The 16,432-nt window shown below is 69.0% G+C and carries 14 protein-coding genes and 2 pseudogenes; 7 read left to right on the top strand and 9 right to left on the bottom strand.

Translation table 11 applies throughout. The features are described 5' to 3' along the window. Nucleotides 1-411 precede the first annotated feature (411 nt). Nucleotides 412-1,461, top strand: coding sequence for a helix-turn-helix transcriptional regulator (locus tag KUM44_RS21630; RefSeq protein WP_217209991.1), 1,050 nt, complete (start codon nucleotides 412-414; stop codon nucleotides 1,459-1,461). On the opposite strand, the gene KUM44_RS21625 is transcribed toward KUM44_RS21630, so the two are convergent. The 3 genes from KUM44_RS21625 to KUM44_RS21615 all read right to left on the bottom strand — a co-directional run bounded on the left by KUM44_RS21625 (nucleotide 1,424) and on the right by KUM44_RS21615 (nucleotide 4,510). Beyond that, a complete protein-coding gene (locus tag KUM44_RS21625; protein ID WP_217209989.1) occupies nucleotides 1,424-2,410 on the bottom strand; it encodes a helix-turn-helix transcriptional regulator in 987 nt (328 codons plus the stop codon). The genes KUM44_RS21630 and KUM44_RS21625 overlap by 38 nt on opposite strands. Continuing rightward, the gene (locus KUM44_RS21620; protein ID WP_217209987.1) at nucleotides 2,407-3,399 is read right to left on the bottom strand and encodes a helix-turn-helix transcriptional regulator; all 993 of its coding nucleotides are present in this window, start codon (nucleotides 3,397-3,399) and stop codon (nucleotides 2,407-2,409) included. The genes KUM44_RS21625 and KUM44_RS21620 overlap by 4 nt, the downstream gene beginning before the upstream one ends. 100 nt (nucleotides 3,400-3,499) lie before the next feature. Beyond that, nucleotides 3,500-4,510, bottom strand: a complete 1,011-nt coding sequence (locus tag KUM44_RS21615) for a helix-turn-helix transcriptional regulator (RefSeq protein ID WP_217209986.1) — start codon at nucleotides 4,508-4,510, stop codon at nucleotides 3,500-3,502. A gap of 322 nt (nucleotides 4,511-4,832) precedes the next feature. Between KUM44_RS21615 and KUM44_RS21610 the strand changes: the two genes are divergently transcribed. Then, nucleotides 4,833-5,168 (top strand): hypothetical protein, encoded by a 336-nt coding sequence (locus tag KUM44_RS21610; protein ID WP_217209985.1) that lies wholly within the window; start codon nucleotides 4,833-4,835, stop codon nucleotides 5,166-5,168. A gap of 562 nt (nucleotides 5,169-5,730) precedes the next feature. Here the strand turns inward: KUM44_RS21610 and KUM44_RS21605 are convergent. Further along, the gene (locus tag KUM44_RS21605; RefSeq protein ID WP_217209984.1) at nucleotides 5,731-6,144 is read right to left on the bottom strand and encodes a pyridoxamine 5'-phosphate oxidase family protein; all 414 of its coding nucleotides are present in this window, start codon (nucleotides 6,142-6,144) and stop codon (nucleotides 5,731-5,733) included. Between the two features lie 139 nt (nucleotides 6,145-6,283). Between KUM44_RS21605 and clpB the strand changes: the two genes are divergently transcribed. After that, nucleotides 6,284-8,881, top strand: a complete 2,598-nt coding sequence (clpB, locus tag KUM44_RS21600) for an ATP-dependent chaperone ClpB (RefSeq protein WP_217209983.1) — start codon at nucleotides 6,284-6,286, stop codon at nucleotides 8,879-8,881. Nucleotides 8,882-8,946: 65 nt separating this feature from the next. Here the strand turns inward: clpB and KUM44_RS46815 are convergent, their stop codons facing one another. Continuing rightward, a complete protein-coding gene (locus KUM44_RS46815; RefSeq protein ID WP_302186025.1) occupies nucleotides 8,947-9,081 on the bottom strand; it encodes a hypothetical protein in 135 nt (44 codons plus the stop codon). Nucleotides 9,082-9,229: 148 nt separating this feature from the next. Here KUM44_RS46815 and KUM44_RS21595 point away from each other — a divergent pair, with 148 nt between their 5' ends. Both KUM44_RS21595 and KUM44_RS47605 read left to right on the top strand, forming a co-directional pair. Next, on the top strand, nucleotides 9,230-9,757 hold the full coding sequence (locus tag KUM44_RS21595) for a YbjN domain-containing protein (RefSeq protein ID WP_062723971.1): 528 nt from the start codon (nucleotides 9,230-9,232) through the stop codon (nucleotides 9,755-9,757). 227 nt (nucleotides 9,758-9,984) lie between these two features. After that, nucleotides 9,985-10,303: pseudogene (locus KUM44_RS47605) on the top strand (esterase); the annotation flags it as partial. 100 nt (nucleotides 10,304-10,403) lie between these two features. Here the strand turns inward: KUM44_RS47605 and KUM44_RS21585 are convergent. From KUM44_RS21585 to KUM44_RS21570, 4 genes are all read right to left on the bottom strand, one after another. After that, nucleotides 10,404-12,089 (bottom strand): TIGR04141 family sporadically distributed protein, encoded by a 1,686-nt coding sequence (locus KUM44_RS21585; protein WP_217209981.1) that lies wholly within the window; start codon nucleotides 12,087-12,089, stop codon nucleotides 10,404-10,406. Nucleotides 12,090-12,198: 109 nt separating this feature from the next. After that, on the bottom strand, nucleotides 12,199-12,594 hold the full coding sequence (locus KUM44_RS21580) for a hypothetical protein (RefSeq protein ID WP_217209978.1): 396 nt from the start codon (nucleotides 12,592-12,594) through the stop codon (nucleotides 12,199-12,201). Then, the gene (locus tag KUM44_RS21575; protein WP_217209977.1) at nucleotides 12,591-15,062 is read right to left on the bottom strand and encodes an AAA family ATPase; all 2,472 of its coding nucleotides are present in this window, start codon (nucleotides 15,060-15,062) and stop codon (nucleotides 12,591-12,593) included. The genes KUM44_RS21580 and KUM44_RS21575 overlap by 4 nt, the downstream gene beginning before the upstream one ends. 161 nt (nucleotides 15,063-15,223) lie before the next feature. Continuing rightward, a complete protein-coding gene (locus tag KUM44_RS21570) occupies nucleotides 15,224-15,634 on the bottom strand; it encodes an ATP-binding protein (RefSeq protein ID WP_254389852.1) in 411 nt (136 codons plus the stop codon). Here KUM44_RS21570 and KUM44_RS21565 point away from each other — a divergent pair. Continuing rightward, nucleotides 15,579-16,304: pseudogene (locus KUM44_RS21565) on the top strand (DUF5753 domain-containing protein); the annotation flags it as partial. The gene KUM44_RS21570 and the pseudogene KUM44_RS21565 overlap by 56 nt on opposite strands. Continuing rightward, nucleotides 16,258-16,398, top strand: a complete 141-nt coding sequence (locus KUM44_RS21560; RefSeq protein ID WP_374202059.1) for a DUF397 domain-containing protein — start codon at nucleotides 16,258-16,260, stop codon at nucleotides 16,396-16,398. The pseudogene KUM44_RS21565 and the gene KUM44_RS21560, both read left to right, overlap by 47 nt. Nucleotides 16,399-16,432: the final 34 nt, after the last annotated feature.

Here is a 16,432-nt window from a genome sequence, read left to right as displayed (position 1 = left end):
TTTTGGGAACGACCCGCCCGTCGGATGCGACGAAGTGGTCAGCAACACGCATCACGTGCCTCAGCAATAGCAGGAGCTGTTGCAGAAGCGTGCGGCATGCCCATAAGGCCTTTTGTTCGCTGCCGCTTGATCAACCATGCATGGCATGCGCACGTGCAGGTAGCCTCATGATGCTGAACATGCCTGAAGCGGAGGGTGGGTAAAAGGTGCATGAGCTGGCATCTCGGTCGCCCTTGGTTTGTGGAGTTGGGAAGCCCGTGCGGAGGTGAGGTCAGGGCCGTGTTGCGGCGGCAAGCCCCTCTGCGCATAGTTGCGCTGCGGAAGTCGCGGACTGTTGCCCGCTAATGCAGTGAGCGTGCTGCGCGGGCGTATCGGTCGTGTGCGGCAAGGGACGGTAGTCGGGGGTGGAAAATGGCCGAGCGCGGAAGGGGCGTGCATCCACACGGTGCCGACCGGCTGTGCGAGGCCGGGGATCGCGTGTATTCCCGGGCCGTACGGCGGGGCCGTGTGCCGCGCCGGGACGCGGAGCCGGTGCCCTGCCTGCTCGACTTGGCGCTGCTGCACCCCGACCCCGACGATATGGACTGGCTGGTGCCGACCTCCCCGCAGGAGGTCATGACGCGGCTGCTGCGCGGGGTGTACGACGAGGTCAGCGCGAGTAAGCGGCGGGTGGGGTCGGCGGTGGCGGCGTTCGAGTGGTACGCCGGCCTCGGCCCGCAGCAGCCGCAGACGTCCGGCGCGGAGGGCACGGCGATCCGTGTGCTGGAAGGCGCCTCCCGTATCCAGGGGGCCCTGGACGCGGCGACGGAGGCGTGCACGACGGAGGTGCTGACGGTCCAGCCCGGCGGCATCCGTCCCGAGCACGAGCTGACGGAGGGCCTGCACCGGGCGCTGGCGTTGCGCGGGCGGGGTGTGCGGATGCGCGATCTGTACACCCATGTGGCCCGGCACGGCCAGGGCCTGCTCAACTACCTTGAGCTGATGGGCGATTCGGTCGTGGGTCGCACGCTGGACGAGGTGATCGACCGGCTGATCATCTTCGACCGTACGGTGGCCTTCATTCCCGCCAACGCGGACCGCACGATGGCGCTGGAACTGCGCCATCCGGCGTTGGTGCACTACTTGGTGACGGTCTTCGAACGCTTCTGGCGCCTGGCGATCCCGCTCACGGCCCCCCTCCCTGACACCGGCATCGAGGGCATCTCCCACCGTGAGCAGTCCATCGCCGCGCTGCTGGCAGAGGGGCACCAGGACGCGGTGATCGCTGAACGGCTCGGCATAAGCGTTCGCACCTGCCGGGCCCACATCGCCCGGCTCTCGGAAACGCTGGGGGCGGCGAGCCGTACGCAGCTAGGCGTCCGCATCGCTCAGGCAGGCCTGGACCGACCGCCGCGGGCCACGGACGTCGCGGCGCCGCCTTCACTCAGTCTGCCTGATCAAGGATCCCGGACTGTCCGATGAGGTAGCCGAGTTGGGCGCGGCTTTCGCTGCCGAGGGTGGCGGCGAGTTTGGCGATGTGGACGCGGGCGGTGCGGACGTTCAGGCCGAGACGGTCGGCGATGACGGCGTCGGTGTGGCCCTCGATGAGGAGACTCGCGATAGCGCGTTGTCGGGGAGTGATGCCGGTGAGGGCAGGCTGGTGGGCCGACTGCGGGTGCATGGGGATGGCCAGGCGCCACAGGCGGTCGAAGACGGTGACCAAGTATGCGGTCAGAGCAGGGTGACGGACTTCCAGGGCGAGAGTGCCGCTTTCGTTCGCGGGGATGAAGGCAACGTTTGCGTCGATGACGATCAGGCGATCGGTCACTTCGTCGAGGGTGCGCGCTTCGACGTCACCTCGCAACTGTTCGTAGCGGGCGATCACCGCGGGTGAGTGACGTTGCGTGTGCTGGTAGAGGGTGCGGATGCCGCCGCCGCGATCCAGTAGCGCCTGGTCCCGGTCCAAGGCGACGGCACGAGCCACCTGGGCGCGCGGGTCGCTGTAGCGAACGTTGGGCTGGATGCAGAGCATTTCCCGTGACGCAGCGGCCATCGCCTCAGTGATTGTCGGGTTGATCTGCTCCCTGGTGAGTACTCTGATCGCCGGGCTGTTCATACCCGGCGACCGCTGCCCGTCGAGTCGCATGAGGGCCGCGAAGGTCTCGGACAGCTTCTCCTCTCGCTGTCGTTGGTTCGCAATCCTTTGCGCGGACGCCCGCAGCAGCCGATGCAGTGCCACAGAGGGTGAAATCGGCTCCAGCCAGTCCAGGTCATCGAGGGCGGGGTGCAGCAGACCGAGGCCGACGAGACAGGGGGCAGGCGCGGCGTCCTCAGTCGAGATACGGCCGTCGCGCAGGGCCTGCTCGTACAGCCTGGTCCCTGCCGCGCACAGGTCTTCCACGCTGTGCTTCGAGTGTGGCAGCGCGCTCACTCGGTGGCTCCCTCCTGTTTGAGGATCCCGGACTGTCCGATGAGGTAGCCGAGTTGGGCGCGGCTTTCGCTGCCGAGGGTGGCGGCGAGTTTGGCGATGTGGACGCGGGCGGTGCGGACGTTCAGGCCGAGACGGTTGGCGATGACGGCGTCGGTGTGGCCTTCGATGAGGAGGCCGGCGATGGCGCGTTGGCGGGGGGTGATGCCGTTGACGGAGGGCTTCTGGGCGGTCTGGGGGTACATGGGGGTGGCGTGGCGCCAGAGGCGATCGAATGTCGTGGCGAGATGGGATACGAGGGCGGGTTGTCGGATTTCCAACGCCATCGTGCGGTCCGAGTTCGCTGGAATGAAGGCCACCGCACGGTCGACGATGATGAGCCGGTCGGTGATCTCGTCGAGGGAACGGGCCTCAGCGTCGCCCCGCAGCTGCTCGTATCTGTCGATGATCACGGGTGCGTGGCGCTGTGTGTGGTGGTACAGGGTGCGGATGCGGCCGCCCCGGTCCAGCAGAGCCTGATCGCGGCCCATGGCAATGACCTGTGCCGTCTCCTTGCGTCGGTAAGCGGTGTTGGGCTGGATACAAAGCGATTCCTGCGTCGCGTCGGCCATGGCCTCGGTGATCACTTGGTTGATGCGCTCCATGCCGCTGAGCACTCTGATCGCCGGTGAGTCCTGGCTCGCTGTATGACGGCCCTCGATCCGCATCAGCGCTGCGAACGTTTCCGCCAGCTGTTCCTCCCGCCGCCGCTCCTCGGCGATCCGCTCTTCGGACTCCTTCAGCAGCCGGTGCAGAGCGACGGGGGGCGCAACCGGTTCGAGACAGTCCATGTCCTCAAGGGTGGGATGCAGCAGGCCAAGGCTTACGAGGCAGGGGGCGGGCGCTGCGTCCTCGGTGCGTATGCGGCCGCCGCGCAGGGCGCGTTCGTACAGCCTCGTGCCTGCTGGGCACAGGCTCTCCGTGCCGTGTTCAGGGTGGTCTGTCGCGCTCACTGACCGGCCTGCTCCTGTTCGGGGATGCTTCACCCTGTGATGACGTACATGAGTTGTGCTCGGTTGTCACCGACAGTGGTCGATGGCTATTTCTCAAAGGTCAGTGATCTTGCTCCAGGATCCCGGACTGCGCTATGAGGTAGCCGAGTTGGGCCCGGCTCCCGCTGCCCAGAGCGGTGGCCAGCTTGGCTATGTGGGCCCGGCATGTGCGGACGTTCATGCCCAGCCTGCGGGCGATCGCCTCGTCGACGTGGCCTTCTACGAGGAGCTTGGCGATGGAGTGCTGGATGTCGGTGATGCCGTCCGGAGCGGTCTCGTACGGGCCTCCCGTACTCAGCGGGACCGCGCGGCTCCACATGAACTCGAAGACCTTGATCAGGTAGCGGACGAGGCCGGGGTGGCGCAGCTCCAGCGCAACCTGCCGGTCGTCGCGGGTGGGGATGAAGGCGACGCTCTCGTCGCAGATGATGAGGCGTTCGACGAGTTCGTCGATGGTGCGTATTTCGACCTTGCCGTTCGACACCCGGTCCACGTAGGCGAGAGTCTCAGGGCTGTACCGTGCGGTGTGCTGGTAAAGGGTGCGCATGCTGACGCCGCGGTCTATCAGGGGCCGATCGCGCTCCAAGGCCTGGATGAGGGTCTGTTCCAGCCGCCGGCTGCTGGGCTGAACCGTGAGCATCTCGGACTGGCACTGGGTCGTGGCCAGGTCGAGCGCCGCGTTGATCCGTTCGTAGCCCTCCAGCACCGTGATCGAATGAGTGGACGCCGTTGCTTGGGCGCTGACCGCCATGAACGGCTCGAAAGCATCTGCTAGCTCGATCGACATCCGCCTGCGTTCGGAGATTTCACGCTCTATGGGATTGAGCCACTGGGCCAGGGCCACCGACGGGGGTACGGGGCGCAGCCAGTTCGCGTCGTCCGGATCGGGGTGGAGGAGGGCCAACTCCATCAAACAGGGAGCCGACTCCACGTCCGTGCGCGCGATGCGTCCTGTGCGCAGAGCGTTCGCGTAGAGGCGGCTCCCTTCCTCGCACAGTTCGGTCACCGCATGGGGGTGTGTGCCTTTTGCCCCATTTATTATCAAATCTCCACCCCCCAGGGTCCTGAACATGCAGGAACATGATGCACCGATCGTGTGGCCATGACGTGCCTGAATGAGCCATCGTCTTATCCGACGGGGGAAGAGGGGACCTTCAAGTGAGGACGAAGCCGACTATGCGTAAGAGAATGCTTCGCTCGGTGCTTGTCGCCACCTTCTCCGCCGCAGTGGCCTTCGGAACGCTGAGTGGCCTCGCTGGTGCGAAGGGCGACGTCCGGGCTGACAGCAGTTGGGGCCCGAATGCGGTGACTCTCGCAGTCGCCGCTGACAGTTCCTGGGGTCCGGTGTCTCCTGCGGTTGTGGACGGCACAGACGACAGCTCCTGGGGACCCTGATGACCACTCCACCCGACGACCGCTCCTTCCGCAGAGAAATGGCCACTGCCTACCGCTCCGGCTGGCACTTCATCGACCTGGTCACCGCGATCCCCCACGCCGGTGACTCACTGATGGTGACCGTCTTCGGCGAGCCGGTCGTCGTCACGCGGGACGAGGACGAGGATGTCCGGGCATACCGGTGTCTGCGGCGGCCTCGGGGGGCGCCGCAGCCCGTGCGGTGTGCCATCCGGTACGGAATGATCTTCGTCAACCTCGATCAGCGCGACCACCGCCTGGTGGAACCGGAGGCCCCGGCCCCAAGGACTGTCTCAGCCACCCCCCGCAGTGCCTGACGCGATTCCCCCGTCGTAACAGATCGCTCAGGCGCTTCCCCCCGCAGCGGCGTCACCGTGACCTGAACACGGTGACGCCGCTGCAGTTTTGCGGGGACATTTACCCGTATCCACCAGTTGCGGCAGTGGCCAGAACCGGTCACCCGGTATTCGGCCGTTCGTGGCAGGGTGCCCGCATCCCGCAGTCGGCGATCCGGGCGCCGACGATGCGCCCGCCCCGGGTGCGCCCGCCCGGGGTGCGGCCGCCCACGACCCGGCCATCCTGGGGCCTGGGTCCCGCCGCCTGCGATCCGGCGGCCCCAGATCGACCTGCCCGCGATCCGGTGGCTCCGGATTGCCCCCCACGCTCCGCCGGCCTTCGACCGAGCCACCCCGAATTCCGGCCGCCCGCGCCCCTGTCACCCCGTATCCGGCCCTCGACGCACGGAAGGGCCTCCCGCTGCCCCGTCACCGGCCTCGTCACCGGCCTCGTCACCGGCCCCGTCCCCGGCCCCGGCACGCGGCCCCCGCCACCCCCGTATCCGTCCCCGGCGTAAGCCCCGCCTCGCCCCCCCTCCCGACGTCACCCCCGCCCCATAGCCCGAGTAAGCGCGATCTCGATAACCACCCGCTCCGGATTCGGCCTCGGTGTCCGCCCGTACCTCTCCGCGTACCGTCGCTCGGCGTCAGCGACCCGCTCCGGCTCGGTCCGGATGATGGCGCGGCCCTCCAGGGTCGCCCAGCGCCGCCCTTCCATCTGGCAGACCGCGACCCGGGCCCCGTCGGGGCCGGCGGCGAGTACGTGGCGTACCTTCGCGCTCGACTTGCTCGTGATCACTCGAGCCAGTCGGGCCTCCGGGTCGTATGTGACTCCGACGGGTACGACATGCGGGGTGCCGTCCGGGCGCAGGGTCGTCAGGGTGCAGACGTGCTTCTCCTGCCAGAAGGTGAGGTACGGCGCGTCCGGGGCGCCCGGGTCCTGGGGGTATGTGGCCATGGACCGGAACCTAGCCGCCGTACGTCTTCCTCGACCACCCGCGACCAACCCAGAACCGACTTGAGCGGAATAGGCTCAACTTTGTGTACGCTGACTCAGTCAGTACTGGAGACGGTGACGCCAGGAGGAGAACGCCAACGTGGACGCCGAGCTGACCAACAGGAGCCGGGACGCGATCAACGCGGCCAGCAACCGGGCCCTGACCGAGGGCCATGCGGACCTCACCCCCGCCCATCTGCTCCTCGCTCTGCTCCAGGGGCAGGACAACGAGAACGTCATCGATCTGCTGGCGGCCGTCGACGCCGACCAGGCCTCGATCCGGGCCGGCGCGGAGAAGGCCCTCGCCGCGCTGCCCAGCGTGACCGGGTCCACCGTCGCGCCCCCGCAGCCCAACCGTGAGCTGCTCGCCGTGATCGCGGACGCCCAGGCACGGGCCAAGCAGCTCGGGGACGAGTACCTCTCCACCGAGCACCTGCTCATCGGCATCGCCGCCAAGGGCGGCCAGGCCGGCGAGGTGCTCACCCGGCAGGGTGCCAGTGCGAAGAAGCTGCTCGACGCCTTTCAGAAGGCCCGTGGCGGGCGGCGCGTGACCACCGCCGACCCCGAGGGGCAGTACAAGGCCCTGGAGAAGTTCGGCACCGACTTCACCGCCGCCGCGCGGGAGGGCAAGCTCGATCCCGTCATCGGGCGGGACCAGGAGATCCGGCGGGTCGTACAGGTGCTCAGCCGCCGTACCAAGAACAATCCCGTTCTCATCGGTGAGCCGGGCGTGGGCAAGACCGCCGTCGTGGAAGGGCTGGCCCAGCGGATCGTCAAGGGGGACGTCCCCGAGTCCCTCAAGAACAAGCGGCTCGTCGCGCTCGACCTGGGCGCCATGGTCGCCGGCGCCAAGTACCGCGGTGAGTTCGAGGAGCGGCTGAAGACCGTGCTCGCGGAGATCAAGGACTCCGACGGGCAGATCATCACCTTCATCGACGAGTTGCATACGGTGGTCGGCGCGGGTGCCGGTGGTGACTCCGCCATGGACGCCGGGAACATGCTCAAGCCGATGCTCGCGCGTGGTGAGCTGCGCATGGTCGGGGCCACGACGCTGGACGAGTACCGGGAGCGGATCGAGAAGGATCCCGCCCTGGAGCGGCGCTTCCAGCAGGTCCTCGTCGCCGAGCCCACGGTGGAGGACACAATCGCCATCCTCCGCGGGCTCAAGGGGCGCTACGAGGCCCACCACAAGGTGCAGATCGCCGACAGCGCGCTGGTGGCGGCCGCGACGCTCTCCGACCGGTACATCACCTCCCGGTTCCTCCCGGACAAGGCCATCGACCTCGTCGACGAGGCCGCCTCCCGGCTCCGGATGGAGATCGACTCCTCCCCCGTCGAGATCGACGAACTCCAGCGGTCGGTGGACCGGCTGAAGATGGAGGAGCTGGCCATCGGCAAGGAGACCGACCCGGCCTCCCGCGAGCGCCTGGAGAAGCTGCGCCGCGACCTCGCCGACAAGGAGGAGGAGCTGCGGGGCCTGACCGCCCGCTGGGAGAAGGAGAAGGAATCCCTCAACCGCGTCGGTGAGCTGAAGGAACGGCTCGACGAGGTGCGCGGCCAGGCCGAACGCGCCCAGCGCGACGGCGACTTCGACACCGCCAGCAAGCTGCTCTACGGCGAGATCCCCACCCTGGAGCGGGACCTGGAGGCCGCCTCGCAGGCAGAGGAGGAGGCCGCCAAGGACACCATGGTCAAGGAGGAGGTCGGCTCCGACGACATCGCCGACACCGTCGCCGCCTGGACCGGCATCCCGGCGGGGCGCCTGCTGGAGGGCGAGACGCAGAAGCTGCTGCGCATGGAGGAGGAGTTGGGGCGCCGTCTCATCGGGCAGACGGAGGCCGTGCAGGCCGTCGCCGACGCCGTACGCCGCACCCGCGCGGGTATCGCCGACCCGGACCGCCCGACCGGCTCCTTCCTCTTCCTCGGCCCGACCGGCGTCGGCAAGACCGAACTCGCCAAGGCCCTCGCCGACTTCCTCTTCGACGACGAGCGGGCCATGGTCCGCATCGACATGTCCGAGTACGGCGAGAAGCACAGCGTGGCCCGGCTGGTCGGCGCGCCTCCCGGGTACGTCGGCTACGAGGAGGGCGGTCAGCTGACCGAGGCGGTGCGGCGGCGGCCGTACAGCGTCGTGCTGCTCGACGAGGTGGAGAAGGCGCACCCCGAGGTCTTCGACATCCTGCTCCAGGTGCTGGACGACGGGCGGCTGACGGACGGTCAGGGCCGTACTGTCGACTTCCGCAACGCGATCCTGGTGCTGACGTCCAACCTGGGCAGCCAGTTCCTGGTCGATCCGGTCAGGAGTGAGGCGGAGAAGAAGGAGCAGGTGCTGGAGGTGGTCCGCACCTCCTTCAAGCCGGAGTTCCTCAACCGGCTCGACGACCTGGTCGTCTTCTCGGCCCTCGGCAAGGACGAGCTGAGCCGGATCGCGCGGCTCCAGATCGACCGGCTCGCGAAGCGCCTCGCCGAGCGGCGGCTCACCCTGGAGGTCACCGACGAGGCCCTGGCCTGGCTCGCCGACGAGGGCAACGACCCGGCGTACGGCGCCCGCCCCCTGCGCCGTCTCGTCCAGACCGCCATCGGCGACCGGCTGGCCAAGGAGATCCTGTCGGGTGAGGTCAAGGACGGGGACACGGTGCGGGTGGACGCGTTCGGGGACGGTCTGATCGTGGGGCCGGCGAGCGGGAAGACGCTGTGATCGTGGGGCCGGCGAGCGGGAAGGCGCTGTGATCCGGGGTACCCGGCCGGGGCGGCGGGCCGGTGTCAGTTCTGGAGCTGGTCGAGCGGCATCTCGTCCGCCCACAGCATGATCACGGCCACGACGAACCAGACGGCGACCCCCAGGCACACCAGCCACAGGCCCCACAGCAGCCACCGCAGTTCTCTTCCCCTCCGCATGTCGCGATCATGCCCCGCGCCGGTCATGGCACCGTCATCCGCAGGTGACCGGATCGTGTCAGCCCATGGCTGACAGGGCCGTCGGGGGTTGCCACCCCCCACCCCGCATGGGGGAGGATGACTGAATCCGTACGAAGGGAAAATCACGGTGACCATCGACCCGTCCTCGATTCCGAACTTCGGGGGCCAGCAGCCGCAGCCGCAACAGCCGGCCGGCCCCGTCGTCCCGGATCAGGACCTCGTGAAGCAGCTCCTGGACCAGATGGAGCTGAAGTACGTCGTCGACGACGAGGGTGACCTCGCGGCGCCGTGGGAGCAGTTCCGTACGTACTTCATGTTCCGCGGCGAGGGCGACCAGCAGGTCTTCTCGGTGCGGACGTTCTACGACCGGCCCCACAAGATCGACGAGAAGCCCCTGCTTCTGGAGTCGATCGACGACTGGAACCGCCGGACGCTGTGGCCCAAGGTCTACAGCCACACGCACGACGACGGCACCGTCCGCCTGATCGGCGAGGCGCAGATGCTGATCGGCACCGGCGTGAGCCTGGAGCACTTCGTCTCGTCGACGGTCAGCTGGGTGCGGGCCGCCATCGAGTTCGACAAGTGGCTCGTCGAGCAGCTCGGCCTGGAGCAGGAGATCAACGAGGCGGACAAGCCCGAGGAAGACGACGAGTAGGGCGGCGCACCAGCCGCGACAAGGGAGAGCCCGGCCCGGGCACCGGCCGTCACGGCCGCGTGCCGGGCCGGGCTCTCGCCGTACGCGCACCCACTTCGTCCACAGCCTGTGGACGAATGCCGGGATGGACGGCATGACGACGATCCACGGTGAGGTCGCGGCTGGGTTCGAACCGGTGCGTGAGGCGTTCGGGGTGAATTTCTCCCAGTACGGGGACTAATCGCCGCCCCCTAGGACTGGACTTCTTCATCGGGCTGCCGACGCGTGGACGCGACCGCGTCCGCATGGTGTACCAGCGGCCGGCCGTGGCCTCACCACCGGCCCGGCCGAGGCGGTGCCGAGGAACTCCGCGAACAGGTGGTCGCGTGGTGGGATCCGCAGTCGTTCAGCAACAGGGCGCACGCGGTCAGCGACCCTGCCGAGATCGACTTCGACCCGCCCGAGGTACAGGCCGCCTTCGACTATGCGATGAACAACATCGGCGGGGGCCTTAATGACCTGCGTGCGACGTCACTGGTCGACGCGGTGCGAAAGTCGCTGGCGTAGCAGCTGGCATCGCTGCGGCCCTTGTCCGCCGTCACAACCACCCCGAGATCCGGAACGGCTCGCCAGCAACGTCGGCGTACGTCGTTACGGTGCGCGGTGGCTACGCCGCCGACCGCCGAGTCCCAGTCGAGGTGGTAGCCGACGGAGTGGAGGTGATGCCGACGACCTCGACCTGGACACCCCATGTTTCGAGCGTCCTGGCCGTCTGCACCAGAGTGACCTGTGAGAACGGGAACAGGGTGTCGGCGGTGAGGTCGGCGCCGTCCTTCAGCAGGATTGCGAAGACGACCTTCGAAGGCCGGAAATCTTCCGGTAGACCGCGCCCTTGCCGGGCGGCGGCCACCTTCTCGGCGAACCGTTCCCTCCCCTCCGGGGAGTTCCGCAGCGTCTGTACGGCGACGAGCGCCTGACCGAAGAGATGGCTAAGCGCGTCGGAACCCTTGGCGCGCTTCACCATGACCAGGACATCGTCCGGGCTCAGCAGGTCGCAGATCTCCACACCGTTCCCGCGGTGCAGCGCGGTCCGCACATTGTCGCGGTCGAAGCAGACGTACCCGGGCCGCTGGTCCGGCACGGACGCGTTGTAGGTGCGCTCCTTCTCCCCGAGGACCCACGGGGGCAGGTCGACGGACGGAGTGTCGGTGATCAGCCGCTCGGCGTGCGAGCGGACCGCCTTCAGGTACTCCTGGTCGATCTCGTACCAGTGCTCGTCCATCAGGAAGAACCGGCGAGAGGCGAGAAACACTTCCGCCTCGATCCAGCGGAGCGCGCTGGACGTCCAGATCTCGTCGGCCCGGTCGGCGCGGTTGTGCCGATAGAGCGTGACGGTTCCTTCCCGGAGCGCGGCCACGCGTCTGCCCGCACGCTGGATGCGCGCACGGCAGAGGACGTACTCAAGGTCGAAGTCGTCGGTCGACGGGCCGGCCGAGTCACTGTTGATCCTGGCCCTGAATGCCCGGGCGCCCATGTAGTCGTCCCAACGGTCTGCGGGGACGGCGACGCTGATTCTCCCGTCGGGCTCCTGGCCCAGAAGGTCGTCGAGCCTGGCCTCCAGGCGGGTGACAAGGCTGGGGTCGTCGACGGGCACGACGTGTTCGACGAACTCCAGCTCCGGACTCGGCTTCTCCTCACGCAGAACGCGGGCGATCGCACGGATGTCGGCGATCAGGTCGGCGCCCTCCACACCGAGTCGCATGCGCAGGCCGGCGCCGCCCTCGGCACTGGAGATCTTCCCCGGGTTGTCCCGGGAGATGGTGAGAGGGATGTTGTCCAGGTGGCCGCCGAGGCGGCGCACGATCTGCGCGTGCTCGATGATGCCCAGGCTCCACACCGAGGCCCCGCTGGGGATCAGAGTGATGTCGGTGCGCCCTCCTCCCGGCGTGTGTGACACAAGGTCCCGGATCTTCGCGGGGTCCACCCGGCGGGACGCGAAGCTCAGCCCGAAGCGGTGATCCTTCAGTCGGTCGGGCACGAGGCGGAAGCCCTGGTCATAACCGATCGCGTATACCTCACCGTCGACGGCCAGCATCAGCAGGCCGGCCGAGCGGTTGACGGGCCGTGACACCTCGATACCCGTCGTACGGAAGATCTCGTCGCACCAGCTCGCGACGGGCTGCTCGAAACTGCCGGTGACCAGGACCGCCGGTACACCGATGTTCTCGGGGATGTCGAAATCCGCGTGGACCCTTTCCAACTGGTCCGCGTCCAGGGCGTCGAACATCGCGTCGGCAGTGGGAGGCACGCCCCTGAGCCGGTACAGGGTTCGCTTGGACGTACGGGCCGTCATACCGCTGCTCCTCGTTCTGGTCTTCGTGGACGGTCGCGATAACCGTCCTCGTCGTGTCGTTCTCACGTGTGTCTTCTCCCGGCAGTGCCTCTCCCGGCGCAGATGCGGATCAGAGGGCCAACAGGGCGACGATTGCCGCTACTTCGGTACGCCACGCGCGGACCTGGTCCTCGGTCGGACCGATCTCGTACTGGTGGTAGTGGCATCCCAGGCAGAGCTGGCTCCACACGGCCTTCGCGCGGCGGGCGGTTTCCGCTTCGGCGCAACCGCGGAGCCAGAGGAACGCGGCCCGCTGGGTGCCCTCCCGGATCGCGCGCGGCGCCCGGTGGGCGGTGAGGCGGTCGGCGACCGCGCTCTCCAGCGCGACACGGAGGGCGAAGGCGGCACCTCGACACCGGCTCGCCGTGGCGGCAGCGGACGCGGCGGGTACGGCCGTGGCGGGCTCGCTGGTGTCCGTGACGAGCAGGTCGGCGGTGTCGAGCAGCTGGCGGATCGTCTGGCTCACGGCCCCTCCTCGGGCTTGCGTACCGTCAGAGCGACGGCCTTGATGTCGTCCACGAAGCGGTGGGGGTCCGGCATCGGGGTGCCCGACGGGTGGGCACCCTCCTGGCACTGCCGGACGAGGTCCACGGCCCTGGGCCCGCACCGCCTGCGCAGCTCGCCGTAGACGTGACCGGCCGTCTTCGACGGATCTCCGAAGAGCCCCAGCGCGGCGATGTCCATCAGCGTGATGGCCTTCGCGACGGTCTTCTCCGCCTCGTGTTCGGCCATCCCCGCCCGGTGCAGCCGCAGCCACGCGGCCTCCGAGAAGGCGCGTTCCAGGACGGTGCGGCAGAGGCTGGGCAGCACATGGGTCATCGCGACCGGCGGGAGGTTTCGCGTGCGGACGAGGGCGCGGGCGTCGGCCAGAGCCTGACCGACCGGATCGGTCACCCGGTTCACGGTCACCACGGACCGGCCTGCCCGCTCCACCTCCAGTACGGTCACCGGGAGTTCCTGGTTGGTGAAGGCCCGCTGGAGCCGCGTGTCGTGGGTGAAGACCACGACCTGCCGGGTCTCCCCGAGGTCGTGCAGCACCTTCGCGAGGCCGTGGACCTTGGCGGGATCCATGGACTGCACGGGGTCGTCGATGACGACGAACCCGAAGGGGCTGTCCGGGGCGGCGGCGCGCGGCAGGAAGAGCGAGAGCGCGAGGGAGTGCAGTTCGCCCTGGCTCATGACGCCGAGGGCCGCGGCCTCCGTGCCGTCGACGGACACGTCCATCACCAGCTTGCGCACGTTGGCCTTCTCGCTGCCGGTCAGGCGTACGGAACGCAGGTCCACGTTGCTCTGCTGGCGCAGTTCCTCCCAGATCCGCTGCGAGTGGTCCTCGAACGGCCGCAGCCGCTCCTCGCGCAGCTCGGCGCAGGCCTCCTTGAGCCACTTACGGGCCGCCCTGACCTGGCGCAGCCGGGGCTTGCCGGCGTACGCGGGCCGGGCCCGGTCGAGCCAGCCCGCGAGGCGGGCGGCACAGGCGCGCCACTCCTCGTCGAGCTTCTCCAGCTCCCGCAGGGCCTCCTCGCGCAGCGCGGCGCAGGCGTCGGCGAGGACGAGCGCGGCAGTCTCGGCGCGGGCGGCGAGCCGGTCGGCGTCGTCGATCGCCCGGCACGCCTGCCACTCCTGCCATGGGTCCACGAGCGGGGCGGGCAGCCATGCGGGGACCGGCGCGACGAGGAAGCGAACCGCGTCCACCGCGTCCCGCAGCCCGGTGCGGGCCTCCCTCGCGGTCGCGGCCTCCCGCCGCAGGCTCGCCACCTGCTCGGCGGCCTGCTCGGCCCACGCCTCGTCGAGCGGCCGATCGGACCCGCACACCGGGCAGCTGTCCTCGTCCTCGTGCCGACGGCTGTGCTCCAGGGCCTTGGCCAGCAGTTCCGCGCGCTGGTGGGCGTCCTCGGCACCCGAGGCGCGTACGTCGTCGAGTACGGCGACGGCCTCGCGCAGCCGGTCCACGGCCGGGCCGACCGCGCCGAGGTCGGGCCCGGCCAGCGCGGCGGTCGCGCGCAGCTCCCGGAGACGGCCCTCGTCCGCGTCGGGCAGTGCGGTCACGAGGGAATCGAGCTCGACGAAGTCGGGTTCGCCCGCCCCGCCGACGATGGAGAGCGCGCGTACCGCCCGCGGGTCGTCCAGCGCGGACAACGCCTCGGCCAGTACAGGCCGTTCGGCCTCGGCCTGCTTCAACGCGGAATCGAGCGCCTTCTCGACGCCCTGGAGGCGCTCGTCCGCGGCGGTCAGTTCGCGCAGTCCGAGGATGGCGGCGACGGAGTCGTACTGCTCGCTGGGCCTGCCGTTGAGAACCTTGTCGAGATCCGCGTATGACAGGAAGGGGCTGTAGTCGTTCAGTGCCAGCTGCCACCCGATGCCGGCGAAGGGCCGACTGCCGTGGCCCGGCCGCCTGAACTCGACCTCGGGGGCGGTGACATCGTCGCCGGGCCAGGTGCACGTCAAAGTGGACAGCCGGGGGTCGCCAGCAATGGCGAGGCGGACCTCGACCTTCGGGTCGGCCCCGTCGTGCAGGTTGCGCCAGTGCCGGCGCCACACCTCGCCCCGCTGCTTGTCCAGGCGGGCGGTCCGGCCCGTGAGCGCCGTCTCGGCGCCCTCGGCGAAGCTGGACTTCCCCGAGCCGTTGCGCCCCACGACGAGGGTGACGCCGAGCTTCGCGGTCAGCGGCAGACGCGCCTTGCGGCCGATACCGCGAAAGCCGTTGACGCTGATGGAGTCGAGGAACACCCGCTGGTCCGGATGCGGAGCGGTGAGGGCGCCGGACTCCGCCCCCGTGGCGCCCAGCGCCTCGCGCAGGAGTTCCCGGGGCGCCTCGGCGAGCGCCGAGTCTTCGAGGCGGGCGGTCAGGCGGGAGAGCGTCGAGGAGACGCCTCGGCGGTGATCGACCTGCTGGTCAGATGCGTTCGGCTCGTTCTGCGCGGGGTGTTCCGTCATGGTGCTCTCCGCCCTCCGTGGTCGGTTCCGGGGCCGGGCTTGTGCGGTGAGCGAGAGGGGTGAGCCTCTCGCTTTGCGCGAGCCCGGTGTGACGGAACAGACGTTAGAGGCGGAGAAGTTGCTCAATCCAAGTTCTCAGCGATAACCCTGGTTATCGCAATTCACACGCCAATGCTGGAAGTTGGAGGGGTGATGGACACTTCCGCCCACACGGTCTTGCCCAGCGGGTGACGCGGCGCCGAACCCCAGCGCACGGCCAGGGTGTCCACCAGGAGCAGCCCTCGGCCCGACTCGCCCTCGGGGACCGACGACGGCGGGGTCGCCGGAGGCCGTTTCGCGGAGGCCGCGTCCGCGACCTCGACGCGGACCAGGCCCGCCGCCGCGTCGAGAGCGAGCCGGAGGCCGAAGTCCCGTCCGGGTACGCGGCCGTGCCGCACGGCGTTCGCGGCGAGTTCGGCGACGATGAGGGCGACCGCGCACGACGCGTCCGACGCCGGCGGATACCCCCACTCCTCCCAGCTGTGGCCGTTCGTGTACCGGGAGGCGTTTCCGGACTGGTCGCGGAGGTTCATGGAGTACTCGGAACGGGCGGTGCTCATTCGTGAGTACGCGGCGCACGTGGTCCCGGGTTTGTTGCAGACCGAGCCGTACGCGCGGGCGGTGCTGAGTGTCGGTCTGACGCTCGGCAGCCAGGAGCAGTTGGAGGAGCGGGTCACGGTTCGCATGGGGCGACAGGAACGCCTCCGCACGCCTGACCGGCCCGAGTTGTGGGTGGTCCTCGACGAGGCGGTGCTCCAGCGTCCGGTCGGCGGCCAGGCGGTGATGCGTGAACAGTTGGAACGACTGCTGACAACCCAGAGAGACCGTCACATCACCGTGCAGGTGCTGCCGTTCGACCAGGGCGAGCACGATGTGATGGGCGGCTCGCTCACTGTTCTCACCATGCCGGACGGCTCGGAGGTCGCCTGCACCGAGGGTGCGCACTATGGCCAACTCGTCGAGGATCCGAACGAAGTCAGGGGCTACTTGCTGGCCTACGATCGACTGCGGGCGGAAGCTCTGCCCCCGCTCATGTCGCTCGACATGATCAGATCCGTGCTGGAGGAGAACCGCCGTGGCTCTAATCTCCCTTCCCGAACTGAACGGCGTCGCCTGGCGCAGGAGCAGTTACAGCAATCAGGAGGGTGGCAACTGCGTGGAGGTGGCCGACGGTTTCCACGAGAGCGCCATCCCTGTCCGTGACAGTAAGGTCCCGCACGGTCCAGCCCTGTGCTTCGAGGCCGCCTCCTGGGCGGCTTTCATAGGCGGTTTGAAGGCCGGAGGCCACCGTCACTGAGGCCGCCGGGCTCCGGTCGCCGTCCACGCCCCGG

The organism is Streptomyces sp. AC550_RSS872 (assembly GCF_019049285.1).
In the GTDB taxonomy this organism is placed as follows: domain Bacteria; phylum Actinomycetota; class Actinomycetes; order Streptomycetales; family Streptomycetaceae; genus Streptomyces.
The sequence above is the reverse complement of the archived record's forward strand: the minus strand, read 5'-3'. Positions and strand labels throughout refer to the sequence as shown.

Bases quoted from the DNA above. Each gene is read 5' to 3' on its own strand.
- KUM44_RS21630 (WP_217209991.1), top strand. From the start codon at position 412: ATGGCCGAGCGCGGAAGGGGCGTGCATCCACACGGTGCCGACCGGCTG.
- KUM44_RS21615 (WP_217209986.1), bottom strand. From the start codon at position 4,510: ATGTTCAGGACCCTGGGGGGTGGAGATTTGATAATAAATGGGGCAAAA.
- KUM44_RS21610 (WP_217209985.1), top strand. From the start codon at position 4,833: ATGACCACTCCACCCGACGACCGCTCCTTCCGCAGAGAAATGGCCACT.
- KUM44_RS21605 (WP_217209984.1), bottom strand. From the start codon at position 6,144: ATGGCCACATACCCCCAGGACCCGGGCGCCCCGGACGCGCCGTACCTC.
- KUM44_RS46815 (WP_302186025.1), bottom strand. From the start codon at position 9,081: ATGCGGAGGGGAAGAGAACTGCGGTGGCTGCTGTGGGGCCTGTGGCTG.
- KUM44_RS21585 (WP_217209981.1), bottom strand. From the start codon at position 12,089: ATGACGGCCCGTACGTCCAAGCGAACCCTGTACCGGCTCAGGGGCGTG.
- KUM44_RS21575 (WP_217209977.1), bottom strand. From the start codon at position 15,062: ATGACGGAACACCCCGCGCAGAACGAGCCGAACGCATCTGACCAGCAG.
- KUM44_RS21570 (WP_254389852.1), bottom strand. From the start codon at position 15,634: ATGAACCTCCGCGACCAGTCCGGAAACGCCTCCCGGTACACGAACGGC.